Consider the following 16,184-nt stretch of genomic DNA (forward strand, 5'->3'; position numbering starts at 1 on the left):
ATCACGCGGAACGGCGGCTGTGGCCGCGTTCACACCGATCCTTGTTCAGAGCCGAATGTCAGCGATGTCGAAGGCCACGGTCAGGCGCTCACCAAAGGTGAAAGGCCGTGTGCCGTGAAACAGGAATGACGGGAAAAGCACGAGCTTCCCCTCGGCCGGTTCGACCTGAGCGAACGGTTCGAGATCGAGACCCGACCCCTTCGGCGGGCGTCCAAATTCGATCCAGCCATCGTGGCGGCTGACCGCCTCGTCATCGCCCATGGCGGAGGGCAACGCGATATAGCAGGCGGAGCTGAGCAACCCTTCGCTGTGGAAATGCGCCGAATGATGGCCTGCCGATTGCAGGGCAACGCTCCAGCTTCCCACGATACGCGAATGGCCGCCTGCCAGGCGGGCAAGCGGATGGCCTCGGTCGCTCTGCTCGAGCGATTGGATATACAGCGCGACGCTGGCGTCCAGATCGCGGCGCAAGGCCTGTATGGCACGTTCTGCGCGCCCGAGCAGGAACCCATCGGTCTGGGTGCCCCCGCGCACGCTTTGCTCGTAAGGCTGGTTCTTCATCTGGCCGTGAAGCCGATGCAAATCCTGCACCAGCGCTGCCTGATATTCGGCAAAAGACGGCAGGTCGAAAGATCGGACCACGTCCCCTCCCCGCATCAGCCAATCCCAGCGCGGATCCCCCGTCAGCCGCCACCCGGCCTCGACATAGGACCAGGCTTCGACAAGATTTGTCTGGCTGGCGATCGCGAACGCAAGCTGCGTTGCCCGCTCCGCCTCGCCCGCGCGGAAATAGTGCCGCGGCAGAGCCATGCGCAATTGCGCAGGGGCACGGGCCAAGTCTGCCTCGATTTCTTCGAACAAGGTTTCGGCACCGCGAAAGTCGCCGCCATCGGACAGCAGTTCGGCTTGCTGCACGGTGTCGAGAAGTGACGCATCGCTGCCGAGCGGGCGGGAAATGGCAGCCGCCGCGACTGCATCCTTCGCGCGCCAGATGAATTGCGTACGCAAGCGCGCCAGTTCGGCATCGCCGGGCTGTCCATGGGATCGCTGCGTCAACCATGCCGCGGCCTCGTCAACGGACCGCGCCTGGCTGGTCATCCGCACGCGGCAGTCAATGGCGCCGTAAAAATCGGGCCTGCGCTCGATTGCGGCATCCAACGTAGCCAGCGCTCTGTCCAGGTCGCCGGACTGGAACAGCGCGGCGGCCCAACCGCACAGCGCATCCTGATCATCGGGGTGCGCGCGGCAGAATTCTTCGAAAAGGCCCGCTGCATCCTGCCCGAGATCGAACAGCAACCGCGCTTCCAGATGGCGCGCGTTGGCCGACGCCGGATTGAGCGCGCGCGCGCGGCGGATGGCCGAAAGAGCATCGCTATGCCGGCCCGCATCGCGCAGGAACAGGGCCCTGAAATGCCACATCGCCGCCCAGTCCGGCTTTGCTTTCAGCACCGCCGCAAAAGCGGTTTCGGCAGCGTCATCGCCGGTGTTCCGGCGGATGGCGGAAATGTGCAGGGCCTGGATCGCCGCATCGTCAGGGGCGAGGCGCGCCGCATCCTGAAGCAGGCGCTGCCCGCCCGCATAATCCATCCTGTCCCACGCGAGGCGAGCAGCATTTGCCAACAGGACGGGATCGGGGTTCGCGCCGGACCGATCGATTGCCTGGGCAAACGCTGTTGCGGCGTCGGCCAGTTTACCGCCCTGGGCAAGGCACAAGGCCCGCAAATGCAAAACGGCCGGATGCGGCCCGATCCCTGCTTCGAGGCGATCGAGCAGGGCAAGGCATCCGGCCAGGTCGTTTTGCGCCAGCGCCTGTTGGGCGTCGGCGAATAGAGCGTTGAAATCCTGGGTCACGGCCGCTGCATCACGGGCAGGCGGACCGGGCAAGTGTGTATCGGATCAGCCTCCGTTGGGCTGCGGGCCGCCGGCCGCGCCACGCTTGGTCCGCATGAGATCGGCGTTGTCGATCCGCTGGTCTTCCCATTCGGCCACGGTCTTGCACACCTTGCGGCTGCTGATCCGGCTGCCGGTATCGGTGAAGCGCTTGCACACCATTTCACCCGCGTTCTGCTGGTCGATCTCCAGATCAGCCTTGCCGTCGCTGGTGACCTTGGTCTGCAACGGCTCAGCTGCTTGCTGGGTTGCCACGAGCATGGCGATTGCAAGAATATTCGTAATCATTCTGGAAACCTCCTGGGATGACCCTCCAAGGGATCGTCACATCATCGGCAAATCCGGCACTGAGCGCCAGATCCGTCCGCGGAAAAATGGGCGAAATTACTTCTGGCGACGAACGCCTTGGTAACCGGTAACGCCTTCAATACGTAAACGATAACCTGAAAACGGGCCCGGAGCAATCGTAACGCGCTGACCGACCTTGAGACGCCACTTAATGGAACCGTTCGAGGTCGTGTCCCAGATCTGCCCGTTGTCGAGCGCCACGATCACCGAACCGGTCCGCACATCGGCGGCAACTTCGGAAATGGTCGCCTCGATGCTGTCGGGCTCGAGACTGTTTTCGCTGCTCTGCAGGCCGAAGCGGTCTTCGCGGACCTGTTCGCGCTGGGTGACCAGTTCCTCGTCCACGCCATACAGGGCGTCCATGGCCGCATCGTAGCACTCGAGGCGGCGGTTATCCTTTTCGATTGCGCGGCAGGCCTCCAGCGCAGCGTTCGCCGCTGGCGCTGCCTGGTCCTGCGCCATCGCCGCAGAGCCCGTGAACAGTGCAATCGCAAGTACCGCAGTCTTTTTCATGATCCTGATCCATCATCCCGGAGGTTGTTTCGATGGCGGATACCAGAACTGGCGGGCCGCACCAAACGCTTCGCAAAAAGCCATGCGGAACCCGCAAGAATCACTCGGAGAATACTCTGCTTCACCGATTCTCGCACTTTTCGGTGGACACCGCCTTTGGTCGCGGACTTTGCAAATAATGCTTAGAAAGGCATGGCATTGATAGAAATTACCAGTCGCGCGATCGAGCCGGGCAAGACCTGTGGCAAATTTGTGACCCTTTCCAACCGATTGCCTTTCGCAAGTCAAAAACGGCCCAAGTTTGCTTGCGAAACAGGACTCTCATTGCTCTTAGTCCGGCATGGGCCGGCCGATTCCGGTTCGATTAGGGGACTGACAACATGAAAAATCCTTTTTCCACCATCGGTGGACGGGCCGCACTTTTCGCAAGTGTCGGCCTTGCTGCAGTGGCGTTTTCCGCGCCCGCGTACGCACAGAGCGAGCCGGTCGATTGCCCGGACGCAAATGACGACGGTGTCTGCGACGACGAAAGCACGCTTTCGAACGCTGACACTTCGGTAGCTTCGAGCAACGCCATCGTCGTGACCGGTTCGCGCATCCGTCGCGACGAATTCTCGACCATCGAACCGATCACCGTGATCACGGCCGACGAAATCACCCAGGGTGGTTTCAACTCGTCGACCGACGCGCTGCAGGGCAACGCGGTCACTGCCGGCTCGCAGCAGATCAACAACTATTTCGCAGGCTTCGTCACCGATGGCGGCACCGGCGCGAACACGCTGAGCCTGCGTAACCTGGGCCCGGCACGTACGCTGGTCATGCTCAACGGCCGTCGCCTTGCACCGGGCGGCACGCGCGGTTCGGTTCTCGCAGCCGACCTTAACGTTCTGCCGACCGCAATCGTCGAGCGTATCGAAGTCCTGAAGGCCGGCGCTTCGTCGGTTTACGGTTCGGACGCTGTTGCCGGTGTTGTGAACATCATCACCGACGACCAGCTGCGCGGCCTGAACCTCGAAGTTCAGACCAACGTCCCTGAAGTCGGCGCAGGCATGTCCTACCGCATCGCAGGTTCGTTCGGCTTCCAGACCGACCGCCTGAATGTCATCGGCTCGCTCGAGTATCTCAAGCGTGAAGGCTATTCGCGGAACGACAACCCCTGGTTCAACTGCCCCATCGGCGGTTACCTCGACGGGGAAGGCAGCGCGTTCGGCTCGGGCGATTACATCGATCCGAACACCGGCGAACCCAAGTGCTTCAGCCTCGACAACGGCGGCGTCACGATCAACACGATCGGCGTCAGCAACCGCTTCGCTCCTGATCGCCTCAGCGGCGCACTGGGCGTGTACAACCGCCTGGTTCCCGACGCGAGCAACACCGGGCCCAACTCGCCTGGCTACAGCGGCGTGACCTTCTACTCGCGTGACAGCTTCGATCCCGAGCAGGAAGAAGAGTACCTGATCACGCCGACGGAAATCTACACCGGTTTCCTGAGCGCATCCTACGATCTCGAAGCTCTCGGCAACGCAGAAGCCTACGTCGAAGCGCTGGCAACCCGCCGCAAGTCTTCGTCGTATCTGTATCGCCAGCTGGCGCTCGACTATCCGATCTATCTGAACCCGAACTTCACCCCGACCGGCCGGATCAACCCGCTGGTTCCGGCGCAGTTCCAGAACTCGGTCATCGCGTTCCCGAACGAAATCACGGGTGACGGCTTCCTCGGCGTCCGTGCCTTCATCGGCTACGGTCTCACCGATTCGAAGCAGCAGGTCGATTACGTTCGCATCGGCGGCGGTCTTCGCGGCGACTTCGTGCTCCCCGACTGGCGTTACGACTTCTATGTCGGCAAGTCGTGGAACGACGGTCGCTACGAAATCGAATCGTTCCTGACCGATCGGCTGGCCCAGTCGCTCGACGTCGAGCAGCTTACCGACGGTTCGATCGTCTGCCGCACGCGCGCCGTGAACCCGAACTGTGTTGCCGCTCCGGCGCTCAACGCAGCAACCATCGGTGGCGAGCTTTCGGAAGAATATCGTGACTGGATCGTCGACAACACGATCGGCAACACCCAGTTCCGTGAAACGACCTTCGCTGCCAACATCGACGGCCCGATCTTCGCCCTTCCGGGTGGCGATGCCCAGCTTGCGCTTGGTGTCGAGTATCGCAAGCAGTCGATCAACGATCAGCCCGACGAGAATTCAATCAACGGCAACCTGCGCGGTCTGACCGCCGGTACGCCCACGGTCGGTTCGGACTCGGTCAAGGAAATCTTCGGCGAAGTTTACCTGCCGATCCTTGCTGACGTTCCCGGCTTCTATAACCTGAACCTCAACGGTTCTGTTCGCTACACGGATTACGATTCCTACGGCAGCGACATCACCTTCAAGGTTGCCGGTGAATGGCAGCCGATCCGTGGCATCGGTTTCCGTGCCAGCTACGGCACGTCGTACCGCGCACCTGCCCTCGCCGAACAGTTCCTTGGCGCGACCAGCGGGTTCATCGGTTCGGGTTCCGACCCGTGCGACAGCGACAACTTCCCGGCTGATCCGGCAGACTACAGCCCCAACGACGACATCGTCGCTGCGAACTGTGGTACGGTCGGCATCGACGTGACCACCTTCCAGCAGAACAGCGGCATCACCGTGTTCCGCCGTGGTGGCGCTGAAACGGGCCTCGCCGCTGAAACTTCGAAGAACTGGTCGGTTGGCGTGGTTGCACGTCCTCCCATCCCGCAGTCGATCGGCACGCTCTCGCTGTCGCTCGATTACTTCGACATCCGCGTCGATAACGGTGTGGCTGACCTCGCCGGTGGCACGATCCTGAGCCGTTGCTACAACGACGTGAACTTCGACCCGAATGCCGGTTTCTGCCGCTTCGTCGAACGTAACGCCAACGACCAGCTCACGGTCACCAGCAGCTACGTCAACCTGTCGGAAGACATCGTGAAGGGCTTTGAATTCAACGCCCGTCTCGCAAGCGACATCGGCCCCGGCCGACTGGTGCTCAATGCGAACGTCACGAAGTACACCGAACAGTCGAGCCGTCTGTTCCCTGAAGAGTTCCTCGATGACGCCAACGGCATCGTCACGAACCCTGACTGGGTCGGCAGCTTCGACGCGACCTATGCCTTCGATGGCGTAACCCTGCGTTACGGCATGGATTGGGTCGATGGCGACCGCGACAAGACCTACCGTTACTTCGCATTCGACAACACCACCGGTGAAGTCGACGAAGACCTGGTCCAGATCTATCGCGACAACTATCTGCTCGAAGCGTCGGATTACTTCCTGCACTCGGCTTCGGTTCAGTTCGCTCTCGAAGATTTTGAATTCACCATGGGCGTGAACAACATCTTCAACACCCGCCCGCCGCGCATCTCTGCGGTTGGCTTCAGCAGCGTCGGCAACGCGCCGCTGTATTCGGGTTACGATTATCGCGGCCGTACGTTCTTCGCGAACGCGTCCATGAAGTTCTGATCCGAGCTAACGCTCAAACGAAAGGGCCCCGGGAAACCGGGGCCCTTTTTTGTTGTGCGGTAAGGTGCGGCGCGGCGGCGCCAAGGTGGCGGCGTCAGGCCACCTGTATGTCCAGCGCGCCGTCGCCTTCGTCGATCTTGACGGTCGAGCCATCGGGGATGTCCCCCTTGAGGATCATGTCCGCCAGCGGATCCTGCACGTAACGCTGGACGGCGCGCTTCAGCGGGCGTGCACCGTAGACAGGATCGTATCCCACCCGGCCCAGCCATTTCTTGGCCGCATCGGTAAGGTCGATCACGATCTTGCGATCCTTGAGCAGCTTCTGCACCCGGGCGACCTGGATTTCGACGATCGGGGCCATGTGTTCCTGCGCCAGCCTGTGGAACAGAATGATCTCGTCCAGCCGGTTGAGGAATTCGGGGCGGAAATGTCCGCGCACGACATCCATCACCTGCGGCTCGACGTCCTCGACCTTCTGGCCATCGTCCATCTGCGCCAGATACTGGCTGCCGAGGTTGCTGGTCAGGATGATGAGCGTGTTGGTGAAATCGACCACCCGGCCCTGCCCGTCCGTCAGGCGCCCATCATCGAGCACCTGCAGCAGGACGTTGAAGACATCGGTGTGCGCCTTTTCCACTTCGTCGAACAGGACGACCTGGTAGGGGCGCCGGCGAACCGCTTCGGTCAGCACGCCGCCTTCCTCGTAACCGACATAGCCGGGAGGTGCGCCGATCAGCCGCGCGACCGCGTGCTTTTCCATGAATTCTGACATGTCGATGCGGACCATCGCCGTATCGTCATCGAACAGGAAACCGGCCAGAGCCTTGGTCAGTTCGGTCTTGCCGACACCCGTAGGGCCGAGGAACAGGAAGCTGCCCAGCGGACGGTTCGGGTCCTGCAATCCGGCCCGCGCGCGGCGCACGGCCTTGGACACGGCATCGATAGCCTGCGCCTGGCCGATAACCCGCTTGCCGAGGATATTCTCCATATCCAGCAGCTTCTCGCGCTCGCCAGCCATCATCCGGTCGACGGGAATGCCCGTCCAGCGGCTGACCACACCGGCGATATCATCATCGGTGACTTCTTCCTTGAGCAGCGCGTTTTCGGTCTGCCCGGCGGCTTCTTCCAGCTTCTTCTCAAGCTCGGGAATGCGCCCGTAGGAAAGCTCGCCCGCCTTGGCGAGGTCGCCCGCACGCTGCGCCTGTTCGAGTTCCAGCCGCGCGGCGTCGAGGTCTTCCTTGATGCGGCTTTCGGCGTGGATCTTGTCGCGTTCGTTCTGCCAGCGTGTGGTCAACTCGCTCGACTGCTGTTCGAGTTCCGAAAGTTCCTTGCGCAGCGTTTCCAGCCGATCCATCGATGCCTGGTCGCTTTCCTTCTGGAGCGCCTGTTCCTCGATCTTGAGCTGGATGATCCTGCGGTCGAGCCCTTCGATTTCTTCCGGCTTGCTTTCCACTTCCATGCGGATGCGGGATGCCGCCTCGTCCATCAGGTCGATGGCCTTGTCGGGCAGGAAACGGTTCTGGATGTAGCGGTTGGATAGCTGCGCCGCCGCCACGATCGCACCATCGGTGATGCGAACGCCGTGGTGCAGTTCGTACTTGTCCTTGATCCCGCGCAGAATCGAGATCGTATCCTCCACGCTCGGCTCGTTGATATAGACGGGCTGGAAACGCCGCTGAAGCGCGGGGTCCTTCTCGACATACTTCTGGTATTCGTCGAGCGTAGTCGCCCCGATGCAGTGCAATTCGCCCCGGCTCAGCGCCGGCTTGAGCAGGTTGCTCGCATCCATGCTTCCTTCCGATGCACCGGCACCGATCAGCGTGTGCATTTCGTCGATGAAAAGGATGATCTGGCCTTCAGCGCCCTTCACTTCGTCGAGCACAGCCTTCAGCCGTTCTTCGAATTCGCCGCGATATTTGGCCCCGGCGATGAGCGAGCCCATGTCGAGCGACATCAGCGTGCGTCCCTTGAGGCTGTCCGGCACGTCGCCATTGGCAATGCGCAGGGCGAGGCCTTCGGCGATCGCCGTCTTGCCTGTGCCGGGTTCGCCGATCAGGGCGGGGTTGTTCTTCGTCCGCCGCGCAAGGATCTGCACAGTGCGGCGAATTTCCTCGTCACGTCCAATGACCGGATCGAGCTTGCCGTCGCGCGCAGCCTGGGTCAGGTCGCGGGCGTACTTCTTCATCGCGTCATAGGCGTTTTCGGCCCCTGCGCTGTCGGCCGAGCGGCCACCGCGCAGCTGCGTGATGGCTTCTTCCAGTGCCTTGGGATCGAGCCCAGCCTGATTGAGCGCCTGTCCGGCAGGTGTGGTCCCTGCAAGCGCCAGCGCAAGCAGAAGGCGTTCGACCGTCACGTAGCTGTCGCCCGACTTCTCGGCGATCTGTTCGGCCTGGTCGAGGATGCGAACCGCGTCGTTGTCCAGCCCCGGGGTCTGCTGCGCCCCGCCCCCGCTGACCGCGGGTATCTTTGCGAGCGCAAGATCGACTTCGGTCACCGCCACGCCCGGCTGCGCGCCCGCGCGCTGCATCAGCCCCGCCGCCATGCCTTCGCTGTCTTCGAGCAGCGCCTTCAGGATGTGGGTGGCCGTGATCCGCTGATGACTCATGCGGATGGCGACAGTCTGCGCGCTTTGCAGGAAACCCTTGGCGCGATCGGTGAATTTTTCGAGATTCATGCTGGTCCCTCGATGGAAAGTGCCGCTCGGATATGGTGTTGCCTGTATGCAACACAAGACTGGCCCCACGGAAAATCGCGAGGTGTGTTAGTCATATATAGGGGTAGGCTTTGAATTGGCGAGGGGGAAATACGTAATTTATCCCGCCGGCTGCCCTTCGAGGCCGGGGACCATGATTGTCCGGCCGCCGCCGAAATCCTCGCGCACGACGACCAGCCCCTGCCGCTCCAGATGGTCGAGCAGTCGGCGGATACGTCCCGGCGAACTGGTGCCATAGGCGCGCGCCAGTTCGTCCTCGTCGACCTGTGTCTCCCCCGCGTGGGCGGCCTTTGCGATAACCAGGAACGGAGCCAGCAGATCGTCTTCGACCGTATCGGCAAGCTGCATGATGCGCGCCTGAGTTTCCGCCGACAGCTCGTCGAGCGCGGCGCCCGCCAGCGCAATGCGGCGACGGAACCCGTGCATGTCGGGCAGCGGGCCGATCAGGCGTTCCCGCCGGCAGCGCGACAGGAATGTCTGGTATTGCGCACTGGCGGACTGGAAAGCGACGCCTTCCTCCCCCGCCAGATCACGGATTATCGCCTCGATCTGGCGCGCCATCGCCGATGTATCCACCGGTTGGGCATCAGGCGCGACCTGGCGTTCTTCCGCCCGGGCAATGCTTTCTTCCACCTCTTCCACCCGCGGCGCGCGCGGTGCGGGCGGGGGCGGCGATGCCTTGGCGGCTTCGGCGGAAAGTCCGGTGGTCAACAACGCTTCCATGTCGGCGGGGGCGGTATCGGGCATGGCCATCAACCCTTCGGCGCGCGCCTTGATGCCGGACTGCACCGGGCCGATCTTTACCGCGAGCGGCAGCCGCGTGATCGCCGGGCCGAGCGCGAGGAAATGGCCGCGTTCCAGTTCCCGGATACGCTCCGCCTGCTTGCGGTCCATGCCGAGCAGGTCGGCCGCGCGGACCATATCGATATCGAGGAAGGTTCGGCCCATCAGGAAGTTTGACGCTTCGGCTGCGACATTCTTCGCCAGCTTGGCCAGCCGCTGTGTGGCCACGATGCCCGCCAACCCGCGCTTGCGCCCGCGGCACATCAGGTTGGTCATCGCGGAAAGCGTCATGCGGCGTGTATCTTCGGCGATTTCGCCTGCCACCGCGGGAGCGAACATCTGCGCCTCGTCGACCACCACCAGCGCGGGATACCAATGTTCGCGCGGGGCATCGAACAGCGCGGTCAGGAATTGCGCGGCGCAGCGGATCTGCTGTTCCACCTCCAGCCCTTCGAGCGCCAGGACAACGCTGGCGCGGTGTTCGCGAATGCGGCGGGCCAACGCTTCGATCTCGGCCGGCGAATAGGCCGCGCCGTCGACCACGATGTGACCGAAGGGTTCGGCAAGCGTGACGAAGTCCCCCTCGGGGTCGATCACCACCTGCTGCACCATGCGCGCCGATTCTTCGAGCAGGCGGCGCAGGAGGTGCGACTTGCCGCTGCCCGAATTGCCCTGGACGAGCAGCCGCGTCGCGAGAAGCTCCTCGATATCGAATTCGACCGGCTTGCCGGACGTTTCGTGGCCAATGGTGATGCGGGCTGTCACGCACGCGGGGCTAGCGGGCCGAATCCCGTTAACGAAATAGCGCACGTGAGGTTTTGCCCAACCAAAGCATACCTTTCGGCGTCGCCCGTTTCGGGCTAGGTGTCCGGACAAGAGAGGAATTGTATCGATGCGGAAGTGGTTGGGGCGCGCGGGGTTTGCGCTGTTGATTGTTGTGCTTGCGGGATTTGTCGCGCTGACGAGCTGGGAACCGTTCTGGGCCAAGCGCAGCGATGTCCGCCTTTCGGACACGGCCTATTCGGCGGAAATCATCCGGGACGAATTCGGCGTGCCGCACATCTACGGCGATACCGATCCCGACGTTTCCTACGGCGTGGCCATCGCCCATGCAGAAGACGATTTCACCACGCTGCAGGACGTTGTGGCAATGGCTCGCGGGCGTTACGGCGCGATCGCCGGTCAGGATGGCGCGGCCATCGATTACGTGTTCCACCTGCTCGATGCGCGCGGCACGGCAGAGCGCAATTATCCCGAGCTGCCCGCCGATACGCGCGCGCTGTTCGAAGCCTACGCGACCGGCCTGAACGATTACGCCCGCCAGCATCCCGATGAAGTGAAGCTGGCCAACCTGTTCCCCGTGGACGGAACCGACGTGGCCGCCGGATTTGCCCTGCGCCAACCCTTCTTCTTCGGCCTCAACGGCGTGATCGAACCCCTGGTCAATGGGGAACCGCTGCGCCCCGAATTCGGCCCGCCCACACCCGCGACCAACGGCAGTGCGCCGTCCGCAAACGATGGCCCTGCTGCATCCGGCGCCCAGGAAACCGCTCAGTCGCGTCCCTTCCCCCTGCCCTGGGGCGAAATGGGCGCTTTGTCCGGATCGAACGCGTTTGCAATTGCCCCGGAAAAATCGGGCGATGGCGTGACGCGGCTGGTTTCCAACAGCCACCAGCCGCTGCGCGGCGGTGTCGCGTGGTACGAACTCGTCGTCGAAAGCGGCGAAGGCTGGCACTATGCCGGTGCGAACTTCCCCGGCAGCCCCTACCCCTTCCTCGGTCACAACCGCGACCTTGGCTGGACCAACACGGTCAACCGCCCCGACATGGTCGATGTCTACAAGCTGGTGATGGACGAAAGCGGCACGAAATACCGCATGGGCGAACGCTGGCTCGACCTCGAAGAGGAATCCGTGACCCTGCCTGTGCGCGTGGGGCCGCTTGTCCTGCCGATCAGCCGCACGGTCTATCGCAGCGTCCACGGGCCGGTCATCCGCAACGATAACGGCACCTTCGCCTTTCGTTATGGCGGGATCGACAACATCGGCCAGCTCGACGCGTATTACCGGCTGAACAAGGCCAAGACGCTGGACGAGTGGCAAGCCATTCTGGCACGGATGGACATCCCGTCGACCAATTTCATCTACGCCGACAAGGTGGGCAACATCGCGTATGTCTACAACGCTGCCATGCCCGAACGGGCCAAGGGATATGACTGGCGATCGGTGTTGCCGGGCGATGATCCCAAGGCGATCTGGACGCAGCCGGTGGCGTATGAAACGCTCCCCAAATACGTGAACCCGGCCAGCGGCTGGCTGTTCAATTCCAACAACACCCCCTTCATCGCGGCCGGTACGGGCAGCGATCTGCCGGAAAGCAGCGTGGCACCGGAAATGGGTGTCGAACTCAAGCAGACCAACCGGTCGCGCCGTGCTTGGAAGCTGATGAGCCAGCCGGGCATGATCGACCGCGAGCGTCTGGAAGCGATCAAGTACGACATGGGTTACGAACGCGAAGGCTATGTCGCCGATTTGTGGGACGCGCTCGAAACGCTCGACGTTCCCGAAGCCGGTGCACTGGGCCAGGCGCGCCAATTGCTGCTCGGCTGGGATTTCTCCGCCGATGGTAAGGGTCGCGGCGATGCGCTGGCCCTGCTGATGATCCGCGAATTCATGTCCGCAGAATACCAGAACAAGCCGCTGCCCGACGCGCGCGAACAGTTGCAGGCATCGGTCGATCACCTGACCACCCATTTCGGCCGGATCGACCCCCCGATGGGCGAATTGCTGCGTTTGCGGCAGGGCGATGTCGATCTGCCGCTTGACGGCGGGTCGGACACGCTGCGCGCGTCAACCTTGTGGGACGTGCAGGAAGACGGGCGATTGTCGGTCAAGCACGGCGACAGCTTCGTCCAGTTCGTCGAGTGGGAGCAGGGCAAGCGGGTGCGCTCGCAATCGATCCAGCCATACGGTTCGGCCACCACCCGCCCCCGTTCCCCGCATTACGCAGATCAGGCACCGCTGTTCGTCCAGCACCGCTTGAAACCGGTGCATTTCTGGCGCGAAGACGTGCTTGCCAATGCAGCGCGCCGCTATACCGTTTCCCACAACCCCGATCGCAAATAGGACACACCGATGCGCAAACACCTGTTGAGCGGCATCGCCGCCCTTGCCCTTTCCGGCTGCGCGACAGTGCCGGTCGGCACCGCCCCGGTCGCCGTCGCGCCCGCACCCGAGCCATCCTCGCTTTCCGAACTCGTCGGCAAGGTCGACATTCCGTATGAAAGCTTCACGCTCGACAACGGTCTGACCGTCCTGATCCACACCGATCGCAAGGCCCCGATCGTGGGCGTGACGACCTATTACCGGGTGGGATCGAAGCACGAACCGCGCGGACGCACGGGGTTCGCACACCTGTTCGAACACCTGATGTTCGGCGGCAGTGAAAACGTGGAGAATTTCGACATTCCGCTGGAAGCCGCCGGTTCGACCAGCACCAACGGATCGACCAATTTCGATCGCACCAATTACGTCGAAACCGTGCCTACGGGCGCGCTCGACCTGGCGCTGATGATGGAAAGCGACCGCATGGGTTACCTGCTGGGCGCGATCAGCCAGGACAAGCTCGATAAGCAGCGCGGCGTTGTCCAGAACGAAAAACGCCAGGGCGACAACCAGCCTTACGGCCTGTCCTTTTACGCCATCCTCGAAGGCCTGTTTCCCGTTGGCCATCCCTATCGCCATTCCACTATCGGTTCGATGGCGGATCTCGATGCCGCCAGCCTGACCGACGTGCGGAACTGGTTCATCGAAAACTACGCCCCCAACAACGTGGTGCTGTCGCTGACCGGCGATATCGACGCCGAAACCGCGCGCCCGATGGTCGAACGCTGGTTCGGGGACATCTCCGGCGGAGCGGAGGTCACGCCCGTTCAGGCCGCACCCGTGACGCTGGCAGCGGACAAGAGCCGCGACATGATCGACCAGGTTCCCCAGGCGCGCATCTATCGCATCTGGACCGGCCCCGGCATGACCCATCCCGATGCCGAGGCGCTTGCGCTGGGTATGAACGTGCTGGGCGGCCTTGCAAGCTCGCGGCTCGACAACGCGCTCGTTCGCGACGAACAGCTGGCCACCAGCGTCAGCGCCTTCAATTGGCAATCCGAACAGCTTTCCGTGTTATTGGCACAGGTGGATATCAAGCCCGGCGTCGAACGCGCCCAGGCCGAAGCGCGGCTGGACGAACTGATCGCCGAAATGATCGCCAAGGGGCCGACGGCGGACGAACTGGGCCGGTCCGCAACCCAGCTGGTGTCCAGCCAGATCGATGGGCTGGAACGCGTTGGCGGGTTCGGCGGCAAGGGCTCCACCTTGGCCGAAGGACTGCTCTACACCGGCGATCCGGCGCATTACCGCGCGTCGCTGGGCCGTGTCGCCACGCTCACCCCGCAGCAGGTGACACAGGCCATGCAGCGCTGGCTTTCGCGCCCGGTCTACCGGTTTGCCATTCTTCCGGGCGAACGCAGCGAAAGCGGCGCGACGATGGGCGGCTGGGGCGATGAAGGCACCGTGCCGGCACCTGCCCCCGATGCGAAAGAGCCGGTCGAAGTCACCCGTACGGGGCCACCGCGCGACTTGCCGCCGGTTGCCGATGTCGGACCGCTGACCTTCCCCGCTCTCGAACGCGCCACGCTATCCAACGGCATCCCCGTCACGCTGGCACGCCGCACTGCGATCCCCAAGGTCGCCGTTTCAATCGAATTCGACGCCGGTTATTCCGCCGACGGTTCGGCACGCGCCGGCACCCAGTCGCTGATGATGGATCTTCTGGAAGAAGGCACCGCCACCCGCAGCGCGGTCGAAATCGCAGAGGCGCAGGAGCGCCTTGGCGCGTCGATCGGCACCGGCAGCTCGCTGGACACCAGTTCCGTCACGATGAACGCGCTGACATCCAACCTGGCCCCTTCGCTCGACCTGATGGCGGATATCGTCCGCAATCCGGCCTTCGCCGACAGCGAAGTGCAGCGCGTGCGCGACCAGCGGCTGGCAGCGATCGCGCAGCAGCTTTCGTCGCCCGGTGGCCTTGCCGGACGCACGCTGCGCCCGCTCGTCTTCGGCACGGGGCATCCGTACGGCACGGTCGGTTCGCTGGGCACCGCCGAAGTGATGGGCGGCATCGCGCCGGTCACGCTGCGGTCGGAACACGCCCGCTGGATCAGGCCCGACAACGCGGAAATTTTCGCCGTCGGGGATATCACCCTGCCCGAACTTACCGCCCAGCTCGAAAGTGCGTTCGGAAGCTGGCAGCCAAGCGGCCAGGCCGCCCCTGCAAAGGCGCTCGATGCCGCGGTGCCGCCGCCGCAGACCCGACTGGTGGTGATCGACCGTCCCAATTCGCCGCAATCGGTGATTTACGCCGGACGCGTTCTGCCGCTGACGGGCACCACGCCCGGCATGGAAACGCTGGATCTTGCCAACGAAGTGCTCGGCAACGGCTTCCTCAGCCGGATCAACATGATCATCCGCGAAGAAAAGGGCTGGAGCTATGGCGCGCGCACCGGGATCGACGATCCCGCAGGTCCGCGCCTGTTCACCGTCAGCACGGCCGTCCAGTCGGACCGCACCGGGGATTCGGTGCAGCTGATCCTCGACACCGCGCGCGAATTCGCCACGGGTACCCGCAAGGTGGACGACACCGAGTTCACCCGTGTGACCGATGGCAACATCCGCGGGCTTCCCAATCGCTTCGAAACCAATTTCCAGGTCCTCGGCGCGATCATGGAAAACGACCGTTTGGGCCGGGCCGACGATTACTACACCACCCTGCCCCAGCGTTACCGCGCCATCGACAAGGCCGCTATCGATGCCGCCGCGCGCGAATACCTTGGCCCCGACAACCTCACCATCGTGGTGGTCGGCGACCGGCGCGAAATCGATGCCCAGCTGGCGAAGCTGGCCTTGCCCACCACGTATCTCGATGTTGACATGAATGTCAGCAACGCGGAATAAGCCCCACCATTCACACTCACTCCAAGAGAGGAACTACCATGTCCGTAGCCGGAACCTATGATACCGTCGTCAAGAGCCCGATGGGCGACCAGAAGGGCACCTTCACCGTCGTTCCCGGCGATGATGGCACCACGTTCACCGGCTCGATGGCTGGCGGCATGGGCTCGATGGACACCACCGATGGCACCATCGACGGCAACACGCTGACCTGGAAGATGAACATGACCGTTCCGATGCCGATGACGCTCAACTGCACCGCCACCGTCGATGGCGACCAGCTGACCGGCAAGGTCAACGCAGGCGCATTCGGCGACATGCCGCTGACCGGCCAGCGCCAGGGCTGATCGCAGCCTGACACGTTAGAAGGGGCCGTCGGAGCGATCCGGCGGCCCCTTTTGGTTGGGTCGCATTCGTTGGGTCGCATCGGTGGAGCGCGTCTGCCGTGTGGCCACGGCCG

General features: G+C 63.2%; 9 protein-coding genes. 4 read left to right on the plus strand and 5 right to left on the minus strand.

The features are described from left to right. Window positions 1-45: 45 nt before the first annotated feature. The 3 genes from VR863_RS09645 to VR863_RS09655 all read right to left on the minus strand — a co-directional run bounded on the left by VR863_RS09645 (window position 46) and on the right by VR863_RS09655 (window position 2,751). A complete protein-coding gene (locus tag VR863_RS09645; protein ID WP_324828254.1) occupies window positions 46-1,851 on the minus strand; it encodes a putative 2OG-Fe(II) oxygenase in 1,806 nt (601 codons plus the stop codon). A gap of 45 nt (window positions 1,852-1,896) precedes the next feature. Further along, window positions 1,897-2,178 (minus strand): hypothetical protein, encoded by a 282-nt coding sequence (locus VR863_RS09650; RefSeq protein WP_324828255.1) that lies wholly within the window; start codon window positions 2,176-2,178, stop codon window positions 1,897-1,899. A gap of 96 nt (window positions 2,179-2,274) precedes the next feature. Further along, window positions 2,275-2,751, minus strand: coding sequence for a hypothetical protein (locus tag VR863_RS09655; RefSeq protein WP_324828256.1), 477 nt, complete (start codon window positions 2,749-2,751; stop codon window positions 2,275-2,277). A 380-nt stretch (window positions 2,752-3,131) separates the two neighbouring features. Here VR863_RS09655 and VR863_RS09660 point away from each other — a divergent pair, with 380 nt between their 5' ends. After that, on the plus strand, window positions 3,132-6,224 hold the full coding sequence (locus VR863_RS09660) for a TonB-dependent receptor domain-containing protein (protein WP_324828257.1): 3,093 nt from the start codon (window positions 3,132-3,134) through the stop codon (window positions 6,222-6,224). 94 nt (window positions 6,225-6,318) lie between these two features. Here the strand turns inward: VR863_RS09660 and clpB are convergent, their stop codons facing one another. After that, window positions 6,319-8,898, minus strand: a complete 2,580-nt coding sequence (clpB, locus tag VR863_RS09665; protein ID WP_324828258.1) for an ATP-dependent chaperone ClpB — start codon at window positions 8,896-8,898, stop codon at window positions 6,319-6,321. Between the two features lie 138 nt (window positions 8,899-9,036). After that, window positions 9,037-10,485 (minus strand): ATP-binding protein, encoded by a 1,449-nt coding sequence (locus tag VR863_RS09670; protein WP_324828259.1) that lies wholly within the window; start codon window positions 10,483-10,485, stop codon window positions 9,037-9,039. 127 nt (window positions 10,486-10,612) lie between these two features. On the opposite strand from VR863_RS09670, the gene VR863_RS09675 reads away from it, so the two are divergent. From VR863_RS09675 to VR863_RS09685, 3 genes are read left to right on the plus strand one after another with little or no spacing between them, the layout of a single operon-like run. Further along, window positions 10,613-12,844 (plus strand): acylase, encoded by a 2,232-nt coding sequence (locus VR863_RS09675; RefSeq protein WP_324828260.1) that lies wholly within the window; start codon window positions 10,613-10,615, stop codon window positions 12,842-12,844. A gap of 9 nt (window positions 12,845-12,853) precedes the next feature. Continuing rightward, window positions 12,854-15,727 carry a M16 family metallopeptidase gene (locus VR863_RS09680; protein WP_324828261.1) on the plus strand — a complete coding sequence of 958 codons (2,874 nt, stop codon included), beginning with the start codon at window positions 12,854-12,856 and terminating at the stop codon, window positions 15,725-15,727. A gap of 38 nt (window positions 15,728-15,765) precedes the next feature. Then, on the plus strand, window positions 15,766-16,071 hold the full coding sequence (locus tag VR863_RS09685; RefSeq protein ID WP_324828262.1) for a hypothetical protein: 306 nt from the start codon (window positions 15,766-15,768) through the stop codon (window positions 16,069-16,071). The last annotated feature ends 113 nt before the right edge of the window (window positions 16,072-16,184 follow it).

This window comes from Qipengyuania zhejiangensis (assembly GCF_035607565.1).
In the GTDB taxonomy this organism is placed as follows: domain Bacteria; phylum Pseudomonadota; class Alphaproteobacteria; order Sphingomonadales; family Sphingomonadaceae; genus Qipengyuania; species Qipengyuania zhejiangensis.